Raw genomic sequence first — 19,850 nt, forward strand, 5'->3', positions numbered from 1 at the left:
AAGGACCATCACATGGACAAGATTACACGAAAAACTTCATTTGGACAATGGTTTTCACCTATAAATCTTCAATTATTTGAAGAAAACGTGAAAACGATGAAATTAGATTACTATACGAAAAAATTAACGACAGAGTCATTTCTAAAATTACTACTTTTTGCGCAGCTACAAGAAATTGAAAGTCTGCATGCGCTGGGTGATTGTCTTTTCGATGACCAGCTTCAAAAAGGGATAGACCTTGATTCTATTAGTATTTCTCAGTTGTCACGGCGGTTAAACGGCATAAACCCTGATCTATTTCAAAGGCTTTTCCTTGATTTAGTGTCACAAATTCATGCCAAAACGCATTACACGAAACTCGTGATGCCGTTAAAAATCATTGATTCAAGCACATTGCCACTTAATTTGACCAATCATAAATGGGCTAAATTCCGCAAAACAAAAGCAGGTGTAAAGTTACATTTGCGCCTTGTGTTTATGGAAAAGGGTATATCCTATCCTGAAAAGGCCGTTATGACAACGGCAAAAGAACATGACCGTGGTCAGCTTGAAATCATGGTGGATGACAAGGAATGCATGTATGTGTTTGACCGTGGTTATCTAGACTACGAGCGCTTTGATCGCATGACTGATGATGGCTACTTCTTTCTTTCACGGCTACGCAAAAATGCAGTCATACGGAACGTTTACGATTTTAAGCTACCCAAGGATACAGCTGTTTTATCAGACCAAATGGTGTTGATAGGTACGACTCAAAACCGTGCTGAAAATTACTTTCGGCTTCTAAAAGTGATGGACTCAAAAGGAAATGAACTTCATTTAATTACAAATCGTTTTGATTTAAGCGCCGAAGAAATTTCAGAAATGTATAAATCACGGTGGGCAATTGAGCTGTTTTTTAAATGGATCAAACAACATCTCAGCATCAAAAAGTTCTACGGTCAAAGCGAATGGGCGATTCAAAATCAAGTATTTATCGCACTAATTGTTTTTTGCCTACATGTTCTCGTGCAAATCGAGACCAGAAGCAAGCGAAAAACCTTACAGATTAGCCGTTATCTAAGGGCTGCATTGTGGAAACCAGCGAATGTTTGGCTTCGAAAGATTGAAGGAAAAGCCATCCCTTAAATATGCAAATTGTCGTCGTTGCAAAAGTCTAATTGTAAATAAATTTCCAAATGGATGGGGCCACCTTTGATTGGGTATTTACTTTTTTGCCTCTAAACAGGGAAGGTGAGTAAACTGAAAATTATGACACTATTTATGCAACACTAGTGATTATTAATTAAAGGTTATAAAGATTTGGAAAGGGAGGATTTGTATATGGAATATACCAAACTTGGTAACACGGGATTAGATGTATCTAGACTATGTCTTGGTTGTATGGGCTTTGGAGTAAAGGAACGATGGATGCATCCTTGGGTAATTGATGAAGAGAAAAGTCGTACAGTTATTAGAAAGGCACTTGATTTAGGAATTAATTTTTTTGATACTGCGAACGTTTACTCAGACGGAACAAGTGAAGAATTTCTAGGGCGTGCACTTAAAGATTTTTCAAATCGAGATGAAATTGTCATTGCAACAAAGGTTTATTTTCCATTGGGAAAAGATTTAAACAGCAAAGGTCCTAACAGCAAAGGATTATCCCGAAAACATATTATGAGTGAGATTGATATGAGTCTTAAACGTCTAGGAACTGATTATGTGGATCTATACCAAATTCATCGCTGGGATTACAATACACCAATTGAAGAGACGATGGAAGCACTCCATGATTTAGTGAAATCTGGTAAGGTAAGATATATAGGAGCATCGGCTATGTATGCATGGCAATTCTTAAAAGCGTTAAATGTGGCTGAGAAAAACGGATGGACTAAATTTGTATCTATGCAAAATCACCTTAATCTTATTTACCGTGAGGAAGAAAGGGAGATGTTACCCTTATGTAAAGAAGAGGGAATTGGCGTAATTCCTTACAGCCCTCTAGCATCAGGCAGATTAACCCGTGATTGGTCAGAAGACACTCTCCGATCTGAAACTGATAAAACCCAGAAGTCTAAGTACGGTTCTACTGAACAAAACGACCGTTTGGTTGTGGAACGAGTAGCAGAATTAGCTGAAAATCATGGTGTACTAAAATCTCAAATTGCACTTGCGTGGCTACTTCAGAAAGAAACTGTAACAGCTCCTATTATTGGTGCTACGAAAAACTCCCATCTTGAAGATTCTGTCGGGGCTTTAACGGTTAAGTTAACCACTGAAGAAGTTGGATATTTGGAAGAGCCTTATGTTCCACATCCTGTGGTTGGTGCTTTAAATTCTAAGTGACTATTATACAAAACATTGTATTTAAATTTTATCTTGTTCCTCAAGATTGGGACAGAAAGAAACCAATCAGTGAGCCATCGTTCTGTTATGGAACATACTTTTAATTAAGAATACACCAGAGGCAAATTTTACTGCCATTGGTGTATTTTATTAATAACAAAAAAACAATCGTAAAGTATATTCGAGAGCAAGAAGCAGAAGACTGTTTGCGAGATAATATGAGTAAGCGAGAATACGTCGATCCATTTAAAGATAAGTAGGGAGAGTAAACGGTTGTGTGTATTGAGTCAAGTTAGCGGAAAAAATTTAGAAAGTATTTATTAAAATAAATGATTATGGGAATTTATGTTAATATATAAGAAAAGACTATGTTCAATTAAAGGGGGCCGTTTACTTTAAGAGGTGATTTTAAGAACAAGCATCAAGGGGGTAGTAAACTAGATATGCACATGAGAGAAGCCATAAAGAGTGATTATGAAGTAGTTCATCAAATACAAAAACAAGTTCATGAGATTCATACAAAGGAAAGACCAGACCATTATAAGATGGCTGATACCACGTTAGACAGGGAGTATTTCAACAGCTTGATCGATGGAGAAAACACGAAGGTATTCTTAATGGAAGAAGACCAACCAATCGCTTATACCATAATTACCATAAAAAATACAAAGGAAAGACCCATTCTAGTTCCAAAAAAGGTTGTCTATATGGACGACTTTGGTGTCGAGAGTAAGTACAGAGGAAAAGGCTTGGGGAAAATGTTTTTCGAAAAAATATTGGAGTTCGCAAAGAATATGGAAGCAGACTCATTAGAATTAGGCGTGTGGGAATTTAATGAGAATGCTATAAAATTTTATGAATCAATGAATTTAAAGGCCAAAATGAGACGGATGGAAATAGATTTATAATGACTTCTTATGAAGGGAAACCCGCACTAATGGAAGTTTCACTTTATGAAATAAGACGATAAAAATATTCAAAAAAAACAGTTTCGTCATAGCGGAACTGTTTTTTACGTATAAAGTTTTCATTGGTTTACAAGAAGTGTATTTAGATTCTATTGGTCGTGAGATTTTCTGCAATACTCTAAAAGAAGCGAAGTAATTCTTTTTAAAATGTTTCATAAATAATTTCGCCCGTTATAGAGGTATCATAATCTCCCAAAGAATCAATTTCTTTCCGAAATTGGCTGGAGGATAGAATATTCTTCACTGTGTTAATCAGCAGTTCCGTACTATCATTTTTAATCATTACAAGATCATAGCGTTCTGTAATTAATGGTATAAAATCAATTCCAACAATTTTGGCGGCTTTTTCAATGCCCACTCCTATATCTGCCATTCCAGTAGAGATAGCGGAAGCGACGCTTAGATGGTTAGTTTCTTCCTGATCGTATCCTATGATCTCACCTGAAGGAATTTCGTTAATTCTTAGCTGCTCATCAAGTAATATCCGAGCTCCCGAACCTTTTTCTCTATTAATAATTCTTATATCTTTTCTCCTTAAATCAGTCCATGAAGTAAGGTTTAAGGGATTTCCCTTTTTTACATAAAAACCTGCTCTTCTAGATAAAAGATTGAGTAGAATATATGGGCGGCTTACTAAAATTTTCTTGACATAAGGGACATTGTATTCTCCTGTATATCCATCAAACATATGTAAACTAACAATATCCATTTTCCCATTATACATGGATATAAGACTATTTAAACTTCCTGTATAGGAACGCAATGCATGATAGGGGGAATTTCTTTCAATATATCTTCCAAGTATGTCAAGAACCATATCTTGTCCACTAATTACTATGCTAAAAGGATCTTTTGTTTCCCTTTTCGGTTCGAATGGTTGAGCCATAGTGCTTTGGTTGTTCTTTTGTCTGTTAATATACGTATTCAAATCATTAGCATCTATTCTCATTTGTCTTCCCACTCGGAATACAGGAAGTTCTCCTTTTTTTACAAGGTCGTAAAGGGTTAATTTGGATACTTTTAAAAGTTGAGACACTTCTTCAATGGTATAGGAAAATTCTTTTGACATTTACATCCCTCCATTTTGTATTTTAACTTAATAATTCTCCCAAAGTACATTTATATAGAGAAAAATATAAGAATTTTTTCATTTTCGATATAATAAGTAATTATAATTAGTTATAATCAATTATAACTAATTATAAAAAAGGGGGATTTGAAATGAAAAAAATTTATCAAGCGTTATCTTGTATGCTAATACTATTGCTTTTTATTTCTGGATGTTCAACTAATGAACAAACAGAGACAGCGGATAACAATCAAGACACGAGTAAAGAGAAGGTGGAGTTGACCGTTTCTGCTGCTGCTAGTTTGCAAGATGCGTTGTCGGATATTAAAACAGAGTTTGAAAAGGAAAATCCAACTATAAAACTTAATTATAATTTTGGGGCATCAGGTGCACTCCAACAACAAATTTCTCAAGGGGCTCCTGTAGATATCTTCTTCTCAGCAGCCGAGGATAAATTTCAGAATTTAGTGGATGAGGGACTTATTGAAGAGAGTAATGGGATTGATTTAGTCGGAAATGACTTAGTATTGGTAATACCGAAAGATTCAACTAAGGGGATCGAAAGTTTTGAAGATTTACCAAAAGCAACTAAAATAGCACTTGGAACACCAGAATCCGTACCAGCAGGACAATATGGTAAGGACACATTAGAAAATTTAGGCCTCTGGAGTACACTAGAGGAAAAAGTTGTTTATGCAAAGGATGTTCGCCAAGTTCTTACATATGTGGAGACGACTAATGTTGACGCCGGTATTGTTTATAAAACAGATGCTTTAACTTCTGAAAAAGTGCAAATTATTGCTACAGCAGAAGATGATTCACATGATCCGATTATCTATCCAGTTGGGATCATAAAAAATAGTTCCCATCTTGGAGAAGCCGAACTATTCTATAATTATCTACAAAGCGATAAAGCAATAAAGGTTTTAGAAGAGTACGGATTTAAGGATCTTAAGTAATAAAAAATGGCAAGTAACTTTTGGTCACCTGTTAAATTATCCATTGAGATTGCATCTATCTCCACTATATTAGTAATTGTTTTGGGGTTGTTTTTTGGTAAAGTTATGGCTAATAGAAAATTTAAAGGGAAGGTTCTCGTTGATACAATATTTTTATTACCATTAGTGTTACCTCCCACAGTTGTCGGATTTTTGCTGCTTATGATTTTTGGTCGGAACAGTCCAGTTGGCCATTTAATGGAATGGATTTTTAACCAACCTGTTTTATTCACTTGGTGGGCTGCACTGATCGCCTCAACAATTGTTGCTTTTCCACTTATGTATCAATCTGCTCGGACCGGTTTTGAGGCTGTAGATAGTGATATTGAAAATGCTGCACGTGTAGATGGAGCAAATGCATTTAGAGTATTATGGTACATCACTTTGCCTCTTGCACTTAAATCGATTGTTTCAGGAGCAATGTTGAGTTTTGCCAGAGCATTAGGCGAATTTGGGGCAACTTTAATGTTTGCAGGAAATATTCCTGGCAAAACGCAAACCATTCCAACAGCTATTTATGTTGCGATCGATTCAGGCAATATGGATATGGCTTGGTTATGGGTTGCAAGCATTATCGTAATTTCATTCTTTATGTTGGTATGCGTATATTTTATTAGGTCTTGAAGGAATGAATAAGTAATTATTATAGTTACTGGAAGATAATTTTAAAAATTACATAGTGATCTCCTTTAAAATGTTTTCGGACCAATTCAAATGATGAATTGGTCCTTTTCGTTATGTTGTAAAAACAAATGGAAGAAAAATCCTTCTCAAAATGTACACATTTTAATGATTGTCTTCTGTGTTAACATCATAATAATAGTGTTAATGTTTATTTAGTGTTTGTATAGTTAGTAAAGTACATAAGTGTAGATTAATTTGGGTATTCTAAAAGAGAATCATGAATATAAATGGAGTTAGAATTTAATAAATTCCAGAAAGTTTATATAGATGATGATACAGCTTTATTATGCTCATTATTTCACTTACTAAAAGAGGAAAATTAATTGTTTAATCTATGAGCAACCTGAACTCATCTAGACTCCTATGGTATTAGCAAGACAGGTGAGATCGCTCGCTTCATGGAAAGCGAAATGTTTTCAGACTGCGGGTTAATACCCACAAACTTTATGAAAACATCCTAATAAAAACTAAAGAGGAGGGAAAACATGGATTTTGATACGGTTACGATTAGTAGATTAATCACCGCAATGACCCTAATTTTTCACATAGTCTTTGCAACATTAGGGGTCGGAGTACCATTGTTTATTTCATTAGCTGAATTTATCGGCATTAGAAAAAAAGACAAACACTATGAATTATTAGCGAAAAGATGGTCTAGGGGGTTTGTTATTACTGTTGCAATTGGAGTAGTAACTGGGACAGCAATTGCCCTGCAGCTATCTTTAGTATGGCCAAACTTTATGCAACTGGCAGGTAATGTGATTGCCTTACCATTATTTATGGAAGTTTTTGCGTTTTTCTTTGAGGCTATTTTCTTAGGCATTTATTTATATACATGGGATCGTTTCAAAAGTAAATATACGCACTGGTTATTGACATTGCCAGTTGTGATTGGGGCGGGTATGTCAGCAGTCTTTATTACTACTGTAAACTCGTTTATGAATTCACCAAATGGTTTTAAGATGGTCGGTGGAGAATTTGTAGCGGTCAATCCGTTAGAAGCAATGTTAAATCCATCATCACCAACGAGAATTTTTCATGTGTTAGGTGGTTCCTATTTAACAGTTGCTGCTATTTTAGCAACGATTGCTGCGATTGCGCTATTAAGAAACAAAGGGGCTCGTGAATATCATCAGAAAGCACTAAAGATGACGGTTATCGCTATGTTTATATTCTCAGTGATAACTGCATTAGCAGGTGATGTCTCGGCAAAATATTTAGCAAAACATCAGACAGAAAAGTTAGCTGCGGCAGAATGGCTTTTTGAATCAGAAGAGAATGCTGATCTCCTTCTTTTTGGATGGTTGAATGAAGAGAATGAAGTCGTTGGAGCGATTAGAGTACCTGGATTTTTAAGCTTTTTAGCACACGGTGACTTTACGAGTGAGGTAACTGGTTTGGAAGCCACACCAGAAGAGGAAAGACCACCATTAATCATCCACTATTTATTTGATTCTATGGTATCCATTGGTTTCTTCCTATTAGGTATTTCCTTTTTGTATATTGTGTTAAACAGGTTTAAACGCTGGAACGAACACAGTAGATTTATGCTTTGGCTAATCGCCATTAGTGGTCCCCTTGCAATGTTAGCTGTGGAACTTGGATGGGTTTTTGCAGAATTAGGAAGACAGCCTTGGATCGTAAGAGGTTACATGACTGTTGATGAGGCAGCAACTACCTCACCATATATTTTGCATATGTTTTTCTTATTTTTAGCACTGTATATTGTACTCGGGACATTATTTACGATAACTTTACGAAAATTATTTAAAGATAATCCAGCAGAACTTGAGTTGGAGAAACATTACCCTGAATGGAAAGAGGGGGTTAAAAAATGAGTTATGAAGTAATCGGAATTACGGTGTTATGGTTGTTTTTATACGGATATCTAATTGTCGCATCTATTGATTTTGGTGCAGGATTTTTTGCTTACTATGCAAAGATTACAAAGCAAGACCATATCATTAATCAAATTATTTCGCGCTATTTATCGCCTGTTTGGGAAGTAACGAATGTATTTTTAGTCTTCTTTTTTGTGGGAATCGTCGGTTTTTTTCCGTCTTCAGCCTATTATTATGGATCAGCATTACTTGTACCTGCAAGTTTTGCCATTATCTTGTTAGCAATTCGAGGGTCCTTTTACGCTTTTGAAAATTATGGTTCAAAACAAAGTAATATCTATATGTTTCTATATGGAGCCACAGGGCTATTCATTCCTGCATCGTTATCGGTCGCCTTAACGATTTCAGAAGGGGGCTTTATTTCTGAACAAAATGGTCATGTTTCTTTAAAGTTTTTTGAGTTATTTACTAGTCCATTAGCATGGAGTATTGTTGCGTTAGCTATTGTTTCTGTTTTATTTATTAGTGCAAGTTTCATTACCTATTATGCATCAAGAGCAAAAGATATTGCAGCACTACAGTTGGTACGAAAATGGGCATTATTCTGGGCAACGCCAACCATTATTATGGCGTTAACAACTATGATTGCTTTAAGTGAGAGAAATCGGGTTAACTACGAAAATATGTTGGATTTATGGTGGATATTTGGTCTATCGATGGGGTTTTTCTTAATTGGTATTAGTCTATTATATATTGGCAGAAATTATGGTACGGCCTTTATTGCAATTATGCTGCAATTCTTTTTTGCCTTTTTCGGATACGGAATGGCTAAGTACCCCTATTTGCTCTATCCATACATCAATATAGAAGATAGTGTTACAAATCCATCCATGGCGCTGGCGCTTATAATTGCTTTTATTGGGGGACTTTTATTATTAGTTCCTTCCCTAATCTTATTGATGCGCTTATTTTTATTTGATGCAGATTATGCCAAAGGAAAAAAATGATGAATACGCTAAATTCTAAATTAGAGGGCGGAATCGTTCATGCAAAATTTAAAGAAAACGGTTTGGATGCATAAGAAAAAGATTTATTATTTACTTGGATTAACCTTGATACTGGGTATCGCAATTGTTGCACAGGCTTATGTGATGACAAGCATTGTCGATGGTGTGTTTCTAAAAAACCAGACGTTTTCAGCAGTTATCCCGTGGCTGCTAATGTTACTTGCGATTTTATTTGTAAGGTCCAGTACGGATTATGTAAGTAAGCGGATTGGTGTTACGATTGCGAGCGATGTAAAGTCTGATACACGTAAGACTTTATTAAAAAAATATGTTGCTAATTCTGTCCAATTAGCTGAAAAAGGTCAGACGGGGAAAAAAGTAAGTATGCTGCTTGATGGTGTAGATGAAATGGACAGTTTTTATAGTCAGTTTATCCCACAGGTTATGCAGAGTACATTTGTGCCAATTTTAATGCTTATCGTTATCCTTACACAGCATGTGAATTCAGGCATTATTTTAATGGTCTCTGCTCCATTTATTCCAATTTATATGATAGTGATTGGTATTAAAACACAAAAAAAATCAGAGGAGAAGTTGGAGAAACTAGCTTCTTTTTCTGGTAAGTTTTTAGAAACCTTACAAGGGCTTGTAACATTAAAGCTATTTGCACAAACAAATCGGCAAAAAGAAGCATTAGAAAAAAGTAGTTTAAGCTTTCGCGATACTACGCTAGAAATATTGAAAATAGCCTTTACACAATCTTTTGCACTTGAACTTATATCAATGTTAAGTATTGGAATTGTAGCTTTAGAACTTGCTATTCAATTAATTATATATGAAAGTATTTCTTTTTTTACTGCATTTCTGATTTTAATATTGGTTCCGGAATTTTATACTTCATTAAAAGAACTTGGAGTAACGTTTCATAATGGTAGAAGCAGCATGGGAGCAGCGAAAAAAGTATTGGAAGTGTTTGATGAAGAAGATGAACCTACTTTATGGGGAAAACAAACTTTTCCAGAGTGGAAAGAGCCACCAACTATTCAGCTTGATCAAGTGAATTTTACTTATTCAAATACAAATTTTCGATTGCAAACTGTGACAGCGACTTTCTTACCTAAGCAACAAATTGCTATTGTAGGCGCTAGTGGTGCAGGAAAGACAACCTTACTTCATTTAATAGCAGGTATGATTACTCCTGACAAGGGCTCGGTTTACATTAATCAAGAAGATCTCATCAAATATACAGAATCTGCTTGGTTGGGACAAATTTCTTATATATCACAAAACCCTTATATTTTTTCTGGAACGATAGGTGAAAATATTGCGATGGGTACTACAGAAGAGGTTGGCTTAGAAGCAATTAAGGGAGCAGCGAAATTAGCGGGACTTGCATCACTGATTGAAACATTAGAACAAGGCTTTGATACTAGAATTGGCGAAGCAGGAAGAGGACTTTCCAGTGGAGAGAAGCAAAGAGTATCTATTGCACGTGCTTTTCTAAAAAAACCACATATTGTATTGTTGGATGAACCAACGCGTGGACTTGATTTAGCTACTGAAAAAATCTTACAGCAATCGATTCAGAAATTAAATGAAACAGCAACGGTGATTACTGTAGCACATCGTTTACATACGATAAAAAATGCTGATCAAATTCTTTTTTTAGAAAATGGACAGCTACAAGCTGTTGGAACACACGAGTCATTATTAGAAAATTCACCGGCATATAAGGAGTTAGTAATGATCCAAAAAGGGAGGGGAAAATAGTGAGTGCACTGCAGAAAATAATAAAATTGATGTTAATGGAGAAAAAAGATATTAACATTGCTGTCATATGCGGTTTTATTGCTGGTATTAGCAGTGTCGGTTTATTTGCTGCGAGCGGTTATCTAATATCTAAGTCTGCATTAATTCCTCCCTTTTATACATTAATTATATTGACTTCAACAGTTAAGTTACTTGGTCTTGTTAAAGCAGGAGCAAAGTATGGAGAGCGACTTTATTCCCATCGCGCAACATTTACAATTCTAAGTAATTTACGAATAGCTTTCTATGAAAAATTAACGCCACTTGTTCCCCAAATTTTTCATAAGTATAGAAGTGGGGATTTATTGGCTCGTGTTGTTGGAGACGTAGAAAGCCTGCAAAATTTCTTCTTAAGGGTGTTTTATCCTCCGTTAGTTCTTTTGCTTGTTTTTGTCAGTACCATCTTTTTTGTTTGCTTTTATTCACTCGCAATTGCTGTGATTCTCTTACTTGGATTTTTTTTAACCACTATTATCATTCCGGCCTTATTTTCCTTAAAGCAAGTTAAGATTAAGGGGAAAGTTAGGCAGGAGCGTGGTAATCTATCAACACATATTACAGAGGTAATGTATGGATTTCGTGAATTAAAGCTGTTTCATCAATTACCAAGTAAACAACAACAGCTTCTAAGTCATTCTGAATCGTATATTAACCAACAAAAAGTAGAAAATTTAAATAAAGTATCTAGTCAATCGTTTAATGGTTTTATGACTTTTGTAACAAGTTGGCTTGTCATAGGAGTTGGAGCCTATTTCGTTGCAAATGGGATGCTTGAGGGGATATTCTTGGCGATGCTTGTCATGATTTCTTTAACTGTCTTTGAGTCTGCTGCACCGATGGCTGTTTTTCCTATTTATATGCAAGAAAGCAGAGATGCATCAACACGGTTATATGAAGTAGTTGAAGACTCGAGTTTCGTTAAAGATAGTAGGGAGATTCCTATAAATAAATTACCTAGCCTTGCACCGTCATTACAGTTTACAGATGTTCAATTCACTTATATGGGGGATTGGCGTAAAACGATTCCAAAATTATCATTCGTGATACCAGCCGGGTCAAAGACAGCGATTGTCGGTGCTAGTGGCTCCGGAAAATCCACCTTGCTTCAGCTAATCTTAAAGTTACAATATGTAGATGATGGAAAGATTTATTGGGGAGATTTTGACACGTCGACTGTATCTAGTGAGGCAATCTGGGAACAAACGCGAGTTGTTTTACAGGAAAATTATTATTTTTACGGCACTATTCGTGAAAATCTTCAATTAGCTGAATCACAACTTAGTGACACGCAAATGGAAGCAGCATTAGCAAAAGTGAAGCTAGAACATTTTTCACTAGATCATCGCGTGTTAGAAAAAGGAGAAAATCTTTCAGGCGGTGAAAAACAACGTTTGGCTATTGCAAGAGCATTTTTGAAAAAAGGGCATCTATGGTTATTAGATGAGCCAACCTCATCGCTCGATGCACAGACAGAACAAAGTGTTTATCAGGAAATCTTTAAATACGCTGAACAGGATACATTTATTTTAGTTAGTCATCGCTTAAATGGTTTAGAGCATATGGATCAAATTATTGTAATGGACCATGGAGAAATTGTTGAGTGTGGTTCTTATAACGATTTAATGAATAAACAAGAATATTTTTATAAAATGAAGGTTTTAGAAGAAAGTTTGCTTTAAGAACGAATTCAAAAAATCCTTAGTTGCTTCCTATTCTGGTTAAATTAACAAGCAGCTTTCATTAGGAATAAAATACAATCAGCTATCCGGTATGTCGATATTAAAGAAAATATTCTCTCTTTTAATAGACGCTGTATGCTTTACAAACCCTAGCCATTTGCCTAGGGTTTTATTTTAAACACATGATTTGATTCGTCTCGATTTTCTTTCTCAATATTGCACCGAGTCCAATAATAATATAGTATTGGATTCGGTAATACGGTTCGTCAACTTAAACCATTAAACCGAATTTGGAGGTATTAAATGAATGAATAAGCAGGATCAACTAGCTATTATCAAAGAAGATTTTGTTAATTGTCAGCAAGTACTATTGGCGATTGGGGATGAAACACGGCAATCTATCTTGTTAGTTTTAATGGGAACGGATTGTCAAACAGGCTTACGTGTCGGTGAAATTACGGAGCAAACACATCTTTCTCGTCCTGCTGTGTCACATCATCTTAAAATTTTGCGAGATGCTGGTATTATTTTAATGCGTAAAGAAGGAACAAAAAACTTTTATTATATTAATGTACGGACGAAATTAAGTTTATTAAAAACGCTTGTGTTGGATATTGAAAAGTTAATGAAGGACTTTTATTGAAATTATAAATAGAAATATACATTATTTGGAGGTATAGATTATGAAAGCAATGGTTATAGATCGGTATGGGAAAGTCCCAATGCAATTGACAGAAATGCCCACACCTGAAATGGGTGAATATGAGGTACTCGCAGAAATTCATGCTGCTAGTTTTAATCCTATTGATTTTAAAATACGGGATGGGAAAGTGAAATTGTTAGTTAAGTATAAAATGCCGCTTATCCTAGGTAATGACTTTTCTGGTATTGTAGCAAAGGTTGGCTCAAAAGTGACGCGTTTTAAAGTTGGTGACGCAATATATGGACGTCCACGTAAGAGTAAGATCGGTACTTTCGCAGAATATATTGCTATTCATGAAAATGATATAGCTTTAAAACCTAAAAATTTGAGTTTTGAAGAAGCTGCATCAATTCCTCTGGTTGGCTTAACATCTTATCAAGCGTTACACGACATCATGCAATTAAAAAAAGGACAAAAGATTTTGATTCAAGCTGGAGCTGGTGGAGTTGGAACCTTTGCCATTCAACTGGCAAAATTAATGGGTGCCACTGTTGCAACAACTGCTAGTGAAGCTGGTACGAATTTAGTAAAATCTCTTGGTGCAGATGAAATTATTAATTATAAAACAGAAAAATTTGAAGAGATACTGAGAGATTATGATGCCGTATTTGATACACTTGGGGGCAAGATACTCGAAAAATCATTCGATATTATTAAAGACGGAGGAAAAATTGTTTCCGTTTCCGGAGTGCCGAATGCTCGTTTTGGTAAAGAATATGGTTCAGGATTTATTAAAACATTATTGTTTTCAGCAGCAAGTCATAAACTTACGGCACTTGAAAAAAAACATAATGTTTCATATACGTTTTTGTTTATGAAGCCAAGTGGAGAACAATTACAAATCATTGCAGACTTTATAGAGACTGGTAAAATCAAACCTGTAATTGATAGAGTATTCTCTTTTAAAGATGCTCAAAAGGCGATGGAATATGCGGAGTCTGGCAGGGCAAAAGGGAAAATTATTTTAAAAGTCAGATAGTTATCAAACGAAGCGAAAAAAGTTTTAGCTTACCTATTTCTCATGATTTTCTATGACTTATCCCAATTTAAATAGATAATAAATTTTCACCAGAGTTTCTCCTGTTACTCTGGTTTTTTGTTAAATCTCAACAATCATCTTGTGATAGCTTCATTTAAACTATTTTTCTGGAAGGCTTTCGTTGATCTAATACATAAGGACTAGTATTCTTTCTTAATTTAGGAATAACATTTATTTTTTGGGGAATTTACGGGGGTTTCGTTGAATAAAACTATAAAATAAGAACTTTTCAATAAAGACTTTTTCATACTATATTTTAGGGGTGACAAAATGCCAAGAGTAAGTTACAAAAGTTCAGATGTTGACTTAATGGCAAGGATGATGAGAGCAGAAGCCGAAGGTGAAGGACCGCAAGGAATGTTATACGTTGGAAATGTAATTGTTAATCGCCTTAAAGCGGATTGTACAGATTTTGTAGATTTAAGAACCATTTCACAAGTCATTTTTCAAGTACAAGGAGGAAATTATTCTTTTGAAGCGGTTCAAAAAGGGAATGTGTTTTATCAAAGAGCCAGAGCTGCTGAAAAGAAATTAGCAAAACAAAATTTAGATTATTGGCGAGAGCACCCAGGGAAATATGCTCTTTGGTATTTTAATCCATATGCTCCGTGCCCTCCAACATGGTATGACCAACCTTTTGCAGGTCAATATAAAGATCACTGTTTTTATGAACCAAAAGCTGGAACATGTGAAAGTGTTTATATTGGAGGTTAAGCTTCCTTTTCTAATTGTTATTTAAGTTTCTTTTACTATAAAGGTTGGCTAGTGCAAGAAGACCTTCAAAATCCTTCCACACACCATCAAACTAAGTAAGCAATCATTAAACAAAATATTTGGTTCTCTATTCTTATTAAAATTATTGCGTTAGTAATGATATTCCCGGGATGTTAACTCTTTGAATGGCAGTATTAAGCGATACAGGAGCAGCTTTAATCGTTATTTTAAATGGATTACGATTAATTCAAATGAAAGGTTAAAAAAGAGATGTCCATTTAAAACGGCATCTCTTTTATTTATGTTTCTTGTTCTTCTTAATGTAAATATAAAATTAAGTTAATTCTGTTCGGTCATCTGCCTCTGGTAATTGCTCCATCCATCCTTTTTTAATCATTAGTTTACCGAACAACGAAATTGTTTTTAAATCTCTTAAAATGGCTGCGTCGCAATGTCCTAGTATGTCTATTCTCATGCTTGTTATCATGGCAGTTGTATAATACGTTGCTGCTAAATGAAATAGAAAACCTATATGAAAGGTCATTAGTCTTTCTGAGAAAGGTGCAACTACAGAATTTGTTGTTTCTCCATCTAGTAAGTTTGGAGAGTGAAGATTTTCTTTTTCAAATAAAGAAGTGAAAATACTGATGTTCTTATGAATTGTTTGTGAGCACTGCTCCATAAACTTAAGAATTTCTTTATCTTGAATAACTTGTTTAAACCCATTAAGTAGTGTTTTCGTTACAATGCTCTTCTTTAAATTAAAATAAATATTTCCTGCCTCCATAGTATTCAAAGGCCTTTTGTCTCCAAATGAGTCCATTATATAGGTTAGTTGGGTAGGAGACTTTCCAGTTTGTTTTGTAGAAAAATAAGGAGATCGTTGATAGATTCCTTTATCTAATAGAACTTCAATTGATTTATTATAAAGATCCATTGTATCAATATTGCATTGATAAAAATGGTTTCGGACATCTTTTCTGGCGGAATTACTAAAAGAAAGAGTGTATCCGGATAGACCATGTAAGGTCATATCATGTATGTAAATTAACCAAAAGTTATCTGTAAATAGAGCCGGAGCATTTAAATGAACATCATTTTCTGTAAATCCATTTGGAAGGTCTATATTTTCAGACTTAAAAAAGTCTTTAACCATTTCTAAATGTTTATGAGAGAGATTTAAAGTAAATTTAAAAAGAGAAAGAATCTCTGGATCTTTAGCTGTTGCTAAAACATGTTTACTAATGCAAGTCGACATGGTATTTTGAATATATTGCGTCCACAATCCTGTAATTTCTGAAGAAGTTAATCTTTGCTTATTATTCATAGATGGACCTCCAATTTATTAAACTGATGATAGTATGCCCTAAATATCTTTTTGCTATTAATTTTTGTAAGGAGATGAAGGGAGCTTATAGATTGAAATAGAGGAAAGAACGGAGAGAATCTAAAATTTCTTTTTTTGCTAAAAGCAACAAATATTATTCCACGAATGTGGAGTCATGCCACAGCTGTCCTTTACCTCTATAAAAGCTACTTTTTTAGGCAATAAATGTCGTACGAAACGTCTTTCATTTTCTTAAAATAGATAACGAAAGGAGGAAATGTATGGATTGGCTTGATCGAATGAACAATGTTTTAGACTACATAGAAGAGAATTTAGAAGAAGAAATAGACTACAAACAATTAGCGAAGATTGCTTATTGTTCGGAATTTCATTTTTCAAGAATGTTTGCATCTATATCAGGAATTTCTTTATCCGAATATATTAGACGCAGACGCTTAACTCTTGCTGCGTTTGAGTTGCAAAAAAGCGATAAGCGAATTTTAGAGATTGCGAATATGTATGGGTATGAATCAGCTGATGCTTTTTCTCGCGCTTTTAAAAAATTACATGGAATAAAACCTTCGGAATGCCGCCAGCAAGGAACACAACTGAAGGCCTTTCCTAAAATCTCCTTTCAGTTATCCATAAAAGGAGATACGGAAATGGAATATAGAATCGAAAATTTAGACTTTGAATTAAGAATCATTGGGAAGAGTAATTCGGTTAAAACAAGTCGAGCGTTTAAAACAATTCCAACGATTTGGAGTAAGGCGAAAAAAGATGGATTTATGCAGGAATTGATTGATCTGTCATGGGAAAATCCAAAGTGTTCGCTGGAAGGGATCTTGGGTGTGTGTGGGAAAGAAGCGGCCATAATGGATGAAGCATTTAATTATTTTACGGGTGTTCGGTATGATGGCGATGCAAGGGAAGGAATGGAAACATTAATTATTCCACCAGCAACATGGGCTGTTTTTCCAAATATTGTAGAAGCCTGGAAACGATTATATGCCGAGTGGGTTCCTACATCTGGTTATGAACTTGCCAATCTACCATGCATGGAATGTTACTATGGGCCAGGACACAAACCACGGCATGAATTATGGGTGCCAATCATTTCTAAATAAGACTTTTATAAATGTTGGTTTGAATAACAAAAAGCCTTCTTTTTTCATAGAGAGGGCTGTTTGTTAGGAAAGTGTTGGGATATATTGACAATGTTTTTCCGCTACTTTAAAATTTTAAATAAATCTATTAATTCTAATATATTTTGTGAATGAAATCACATGATTTTTTATATCTAATAAATGGCAAAGGAGAAAAAACTTAAAATTAATGGAATAGGAAGAAGTAGATCATGCAAAAAATTATAAATTGTTTTCGAGATCATAGTACAACTAGATTAAAGTGGCTGTTTTTATTTACAATCTTTTTACTAATCATTTCTGCTATCACTGCATTAGTACCAATTAAATTTGTTGAGAAGATTGTTAACAGTCTTTCGGAAGAAGCAACAGCAAGTCAAATTGTCTATTTTGGCTGTCTTTATGTATTATTTCAAGTTATAAATTATTGTTTTCAAGCAATCTCCCGAAGTATGGCAGACTATGTACAATACAATGTTGGAAATAATCTACAGCTAAAACTTTTTCGAAAATTGATGTATGCAGAACTATTGGCATTAGAGAAAAAGAATGTATTTGAAACATCCAATATTTTAATGGAAGATTGTACCTATGTTAATAATCAACTAATGAAGCCTGTTATCCAATCTGTTTTTGCCTTTACTTCTTTTTGTACTGCTTTGATTTACATGCTTACAATTAACATTCAGCTTACGTTTATAATGGTTCCATTAGGTATCATAACAGCTTTTGCTTCTCATGCAATTCAAAAAAGAACAGATCTCAATATTACCAACCAAAGAAAAGGATCGCATCAATTGTGGAAAGTTTTTCTGGAAGGGATTTCTGGTATCAAAACCATTCGAGTTTTTCAATATAAAGAACATTATACAACGAAAGTACAGGAGCGTAATAACAAATTAAAGAAGATTAATATAAAGCAAAGCTACATTGAAAATATTTCAGAAAATCTTATTGGTTTATTGTTCATGCTATCAATTGGAACAATCCTTATCGTATCTGCATTTATGGTACACCAACAACAGGTCTCAATTGGTAGTATGCTTGCGATTTTATTATATAACCATATGCTGACAGACCCTTTTTTAGAAATTGTTGAGATTCGCAATAAAACAACAAAACTTCGCATTTCCCTTGACCGTATATACAGTATTTTTTCCCTTAAAGAAGATAGTCTCCTAAATGCTGTGGCTGAATCAATTGACACAATGGAAGTTTCGGGACTATCTTTTGCTTATGAAAATAAAAATATTATTGATAATCTGAGCTTTACTGTCACGAAACCAGCTAACATATGTATTATGGGACCTAGCGGATGTGGTAAGTCCACCTTAGCGAAGATTTTATCCAAGTTGTATGATACAGGGGAAAATAGCGTGGAATTTTATAAAGGTGGTCAATCAATCGCGAAGCCTCATGTCTCCTATTTAATGCAGGATGCCTATCTATTTGATTTATCAATCGAGGAAAATATCAAATTAGCCAATCCTAACATAACAAGAAAACAATTCAATGAATTGATATCATTAAGTTGTCTTGAAAATGTTTTAGAACGGCATCAGGATATCCCAATTGGTATGAATGGTAGCAGACTTTCTGGAGGAGAAAGAAAGAGAGTTCTTATTGCCCAAACGCTAGCTAAACCAAACTCTGATATCCTTCTTTTTGATGAGTTGTCTAGCTCATTGGATATAAGCACCGCAGAGAAAATCTTTCGGAATTTGGCTGATTTACGAATGAATAAAATATGCATTTTCATTGAGCATTCAGATGCATATTTACATTATATGAACATTATATTTCATTACAAAGACGGTAATTTTCATAAAATTGACAATGGAACTATGTGTTTAGAAAAATCTTAAGAATTATGAAGTCGTTCCTTTTATATAGAAGATAAATTAATAATCTAAACGAACAGTAGCAAGTTTACATTCGCTTTTACGAAGTTTTATACTTAGCGACAAAAGGATATAAGAAAGATAGTAAAATGGAATAAAAGGCAATCAGTTCTCTCCTGATTGCCTAATAGCCGCTTTGCTAATCAAGCCCATTATTAATTTCACCAATAAAAACGTTCCTGCGATTGAAAGAAAACTATGTGCGGATGTCCAAGATTTTTAATATTTAATTAAATTTGTTTTTCTTTCGATCCAGTGTTCAGCAAATGTAGAGGGAACGCTAAACAATAAGGTCTTCATCAATGTCCCTGCAATGCTTGAATTTTTCGTTACTTGATTGTAGTAGATACAAGTTACAGGGAAAAGCAGATAGCTAAATAGTACACTAACATCAAATGTTTTTAACAATTTTACTGGATAGGTTAGATATCCTTTTTTTACTAAAAGATTATCTAAAATAGAGGCTATATAACTTTTCAGTAAGAAAATAATCAGCCAATCTTTTAATGGAGGTTTTCGAAGTAGATGAAAGAAAGAACCAATTCCTATCACACATAAAATTCTTAAGAACATTTTTTCATGTTTTTGTCTCTTCATCGTAATTCTTCATTCTCCTTTGTTTTAATTTTAGTTTAACC

17 protein-coding genes and 1 pseudogene are annotated in these 19,850 nt (G+C 34.5%); 15 read left to right on the forward strand and 3 right to left on the reverse strand.

From position 1 onward, the window contains the following. The first annotated feature begins 12 nt into the window (after positions 1–12). From HHU08_RS10750 to HHU08_RS10765, 4 genes and pseudogenes are all read left to right on the forward strand, one after another. Positions 13–1,128 carry an IS4 family transposase gene (locus HHU08_RS10750; protein ID WP_169187985.1) on the forward strand — a complete coding sequence of 372 codons (1,116 nt, stop codon included), beginning with the start codon at positions 13–15 and terminating at the stop codon, positions 1,126–1,128. A 195-nt stretch (positions 1,129–1,323) separates the two neighbouring features. Continuing rightward, complete coding sequence (locus tag HHU08_RS10755; RefSeq protein ID WP_169188415.1) at positions 1,324–2,328, forward strand: aldo/keto reductase; 1,005 nt, start codon at positions 1,324–1,326, stop codon at positions 2,326–2,328. Positions 2,329–2,483: 155 nt separating this feature from the next. Next, a pseudogene (locus HHU08_RS25925) lies at positions 2,484–2,588 on the forward strand (IS200/IS605 family transposase); the annotation flags it as partial. Positions 2,589–2,771: 183 nt separating this feature from the next. Beyond that, entirely contained in the window at positions 2,772–3,236 is a 465-nt protein-coding gene (locus HHU08_RS10765) for a GNAT family N-acetyltransferase (protein ID WP_169188416.1), read from the forward strand. Positions 3,237–3,438: 202 nt separating this feature from the next. Here the strand turns inward: HHU08_RS10765 and HHU08_RS10770 are convergent, their stop codons facing one another. After that, the gene (locus tag HHU08_RS10770; RefSeq protein ID WP_169188417.1) at positions 3,439–4,365 is read right to left on the reverse strand and encodes a substrate-binding domain-containing protein; all 927 of its coding nucleotides are present in this window, start codon (positions 4,363–4,365) and stop codon (positions 3,439–3,441) included. 152 nt (positions 4,366–4,517) lie between these two features. On the opposite strand from HHU08_RS10770, the gene modA reads away from it, so the two are divergent. The 9 genes from modA to HHU08_RS10815 all read left to right on the forward strand — a co-directional run bounded on the left by modA (position 4,518) and on the right by HHU08_RS10815 (position 14,839). Next, on the forward strand, positions 4,518–5,324 hold the full coding sequence (gene modA / locus HHU08_RS10775) for a molybdate ABC transporter substrate-binding protein (RefSeq protein WP_016204699.1): 807 nt from the start codon (positions 4,518–4,520) through the stop codon (positions 5,322–5,324). 6 nt (positions 5,325–5,330) lie between these two features. Next, entirely contained in the window at positions 5,331–5,987 is a 657-nt protein-coding gene (gene modB / locus HHU08_RS10780; RefSeq protein WP_169188418.1) for a molybdate ABC transporter permease subunit, read from the forward strand. Positions 5,988–6,532: 545 nt separating this feature from the next. Further along, positions 6,533–7,885: a cytochrome ubiquinol oxidase subunit I gene (locus HHU08_RS10785; RefSeq protein WP_169188419.1), complete on the forward strand. Its 1,353-nt coding sequence runs from the start codon at positions 6,533–6,535 to the stop codon at positions 7,883–7,885. Further along, positions 7,882–8,895, forward strand: a complete 1,014-nt coding sequence (locus HHU08_RS10790) for a cytochrome d ubiquinol oxidase subunit II (protein WP_016204696.1) — start codon at positions 7,882–7,884, stop codon at positions 8,893–8,895. Before HHU08_RS10785 ends, HHU08_RS10790 begins: the two co-directional genes overlap by 4 nt. 39 nt (positions 8,896–8,934) lie before the next feature. Then, positions 8,935–10,665, forward strand: coding sequence for a thiol reductant ABC exporter subunit CydD (cydD, locus tag HHU08_RS10795; protein WP_016204695.1), 1,731 nt, complete (start codon positions 8,935–8,937; stop codon positions 10,663–10,665). Then, the gene (gene cydC, locus HHU08_RS10800) at positions 10,665–12,383 is read left to right on the forward strand and encodes a thiol reductant ABC exporter subunit CydC (RefSeq protein WP_101729987.1); all 1,719 of its coding nucleotides are present in this window, start codon (positions 10,665–10,667) and stop codon (positions 12,381–12,383) included. The genes cydD and cydC overlap by 1 nt, the downstream gene beginning before the upstream one ends. Positions 12,384–12,690: 307 nt before the next feature. Then, the gene (locus HHU08_RS10805) at positions 12,691–13,026 is read left to right on the forward strand and encodes an ArsR/SmtB family transcription factor (RefSeq protein ID WP_016204693.1); all 336 of its coding nucleotides are present in this window, start codon (positions 12,691–12,693) and stop codon (positions 13,024–13,026) included. Between the two features lie 40 nt (positions 13,027–13,066). Continuing rightward, positions 13,067–14,065 (forward strand): NADP-dependent oxidoreductase, encoded by a 999-nt coding sequence (locus tag HHU08_RS10810; RefSeq protein WP_169188420.1) that lies wholly within the window; start codon positions 13,067–13,069, stop codon positions 14,063–14,065. Between the two features lie 330 nt (positions 14,066–14,395). Further along, positions 14,396–14,839 (forward strand): cell wall hydrolase, encoded by a 444-nt coding sequence (locus tag HHU08_RS10815; RefSeq protein WP_016204691.1) that lies wholly within the window; start codon positions 14,396–14,398, stop codon positions 14,837–14,839. Positions 14,840–15,173: 334 nt separating this feature from the next. On the opposite strand, the gene HHU08_RS10825 is transcribed toward HHU08_RS10815, so the two are convergent. After that, complete coding sequence (locus HHU08_RS10825) at positions 15,174–16,166, reverse strand: DUF3231 family protein (RefSeq protein ID WP_016204690.1); 993 nt, start codon at positions 16,164–16,166, stop codon at positions 15,174–15,176. Between the two features lie 281 nt (positions 16,167–16,447). Here HHU08_RS10825 and HHU08_RS10830 point away from each other — a divergent pair, with 281 nt between their 5' ends. Both HHU08_RS10830 and HHU08_RS10835 read left to right on the forward strand, forming a co-directional pair. Continuing rightward, complete coding sequence (locus HHU08_RS10830) at positions 16,448–17,293, forward strand: AraC family transcriptional regulator (RefSeq protein WP_016204689.1); 846 nt, start codon at positions 16,448–16,450, stop codon at positions 17,291–17,293. A gap of 230 nt (positions 17,294–17,523) precedes the next feature. Beyond that, positions 17,524–19,176, forward strand: a complete 1,653-nt coding sequence (locus tag HHU08_RS10835; protein WP_169188421.1) for an ABC transporter ATP-binding protein — start codon at positions 17,524–17,526, stop codon at positions 19,174–19,176. Positions 19,177–19,431: 255 nt separating this feature from the next. On the opposite strand, the gene HHU08_RS10840 is transcribed toward HHU08_RS10835, so the two are convergent. Further along, entirely contained in the window at positions 19,432–19,809 is a 378-nt protein-coding gene (locus HHU08_RS10840) for a CBO0543 family protein (RefSeq protein ID WP_224428245.1), read from the reverse strand. Between the last annotated feature and the right edge of the window lie 41 nt (positions 19,810–19,850).

Source organism: Niallia alba (assembly GCF_012933555.1).
Classification (GTDB): Bacteria; Bacillota; Bacilli; order Bacillales; family Cytobacillaceae; genus Niallia; species Niallia alba.

What these genes read in the sequence shown, in the direction of transcription:
- HHU08_RS10750 (WP_169187985.1), top strand. Translation starts at nt 13, where the DNA reads ATGGACAAGATTACACGAAAAACTTCATTTGGACAATGGTTTTCACCT.
- HHU08_RS10755 (WP_169188415.1), top strand. Translation starts at nt 1,324, where the DNA reads ATGGAATATACCAAACTTGGTAACACGGGATTAGATGTATCTAGACTA.
- HHU08_RS10765 (WP_169188416.1), top strand. Translation starts at nt 2,772, where the DNA reads ATGCACATGAGAGAAGCCATAAAGAGTGATTATGAAGTAGTTCATCAA.
- HHU08_RS10770 (WP_169188417.1), bottom strand. Translation starts at nt 4,365, where the DNA reads ATGTCAAAAGAATTTTCCTATACCATTGAAGAAGTGTCTCAACTTTTA.
- modA (WP_016204699.1), top strand. Translation starts at nt 4,518, where the DNA reads ATGAAAAAAATTTATCAAGCGTTATCTTGTATGCTAATACTATTGCTT.
- modB (WP_169188418.1), top strand. Translation starts at nt 5,331, where the DNA reads ATGGCAAGTAACTTTTGGTCACCTGTTAAATTATCCATTGAGATTGCA.
- HHU08_RS10785 (WP_169188419.1), top strand. Translation starts at nt 6,533, where the DNA reads ATGGATTTTGATACGGTTACGATTAGTAGATTAATCACCGCAATGACC.
- HHU08_RS10790 (WP_016204696.1), top strand. Translation starts at nt 7,882, where the DNA reads ATGAGTTATGAAGTAATCGGAATTACGGTGTTATGGTTGTTTTTATAC.
- cydD (WP_016204695.1), top strand. Translation starts at nt 8,935, where the DNA reads ATGCAAAATTTAAAGAAAACGGTTTGGATGCATAAGAAAAAGATTTAT.
- HHU08_RS10805 (WP_016204693.1), top strand. Translation starts at nt 12,691, where the DNA reads ATGAATAAGCAGGATCAACTAGCTATTATCAAAGAAGATTTTGTTAAT.
- HHU08_RS10810 (WP_169188420.1), top strand. Translation starts at nt 13,067, where the DNA reads ATGAAAGCAATGGTTATAGATCGGTATGGGAAAGTCCCAATGCAATTG.
- HHU08_RS10815 (WP_016204691.1), top strand. Translation starts at nt 14,396, where the DNA reads ATGCCAAGAGTAAGTTACAAAAGTTCAGATGTTGACTTAATGGCAAGG.
- HHU08_RS10825 (WP_016204690.1), bottom strand. Translation starts at nt 16,166, where the DNA reads ATGAATAATAAGCAAAGATTAACTTCTTCAGAAATTACAGGATTGTGG.
- HHU08_RS10830 (WP_016204689.1), top strand. Translation starts at nt 16,448, where the DNA reads ATGGATTGGCTTGATCGAATGAACAATGTTTTAGACTACATAGAAGAG.
- HHU08_RS10835 (WP_169188421.1), top strand. Translation starts at nt 17,524, where the DNA reads ATGCAAAAAATTATAAATTGTTTTCGAGATCATAGTACAACTAGATTA.
- HHU08_RS10840 (WP_224428245.1), bottom strand. Translation starts at nt 19,809, where the DNA reads ATGAAGAGACAAAAACATGAAAAAATGTTCTTAAGAATTTTATGTGTG.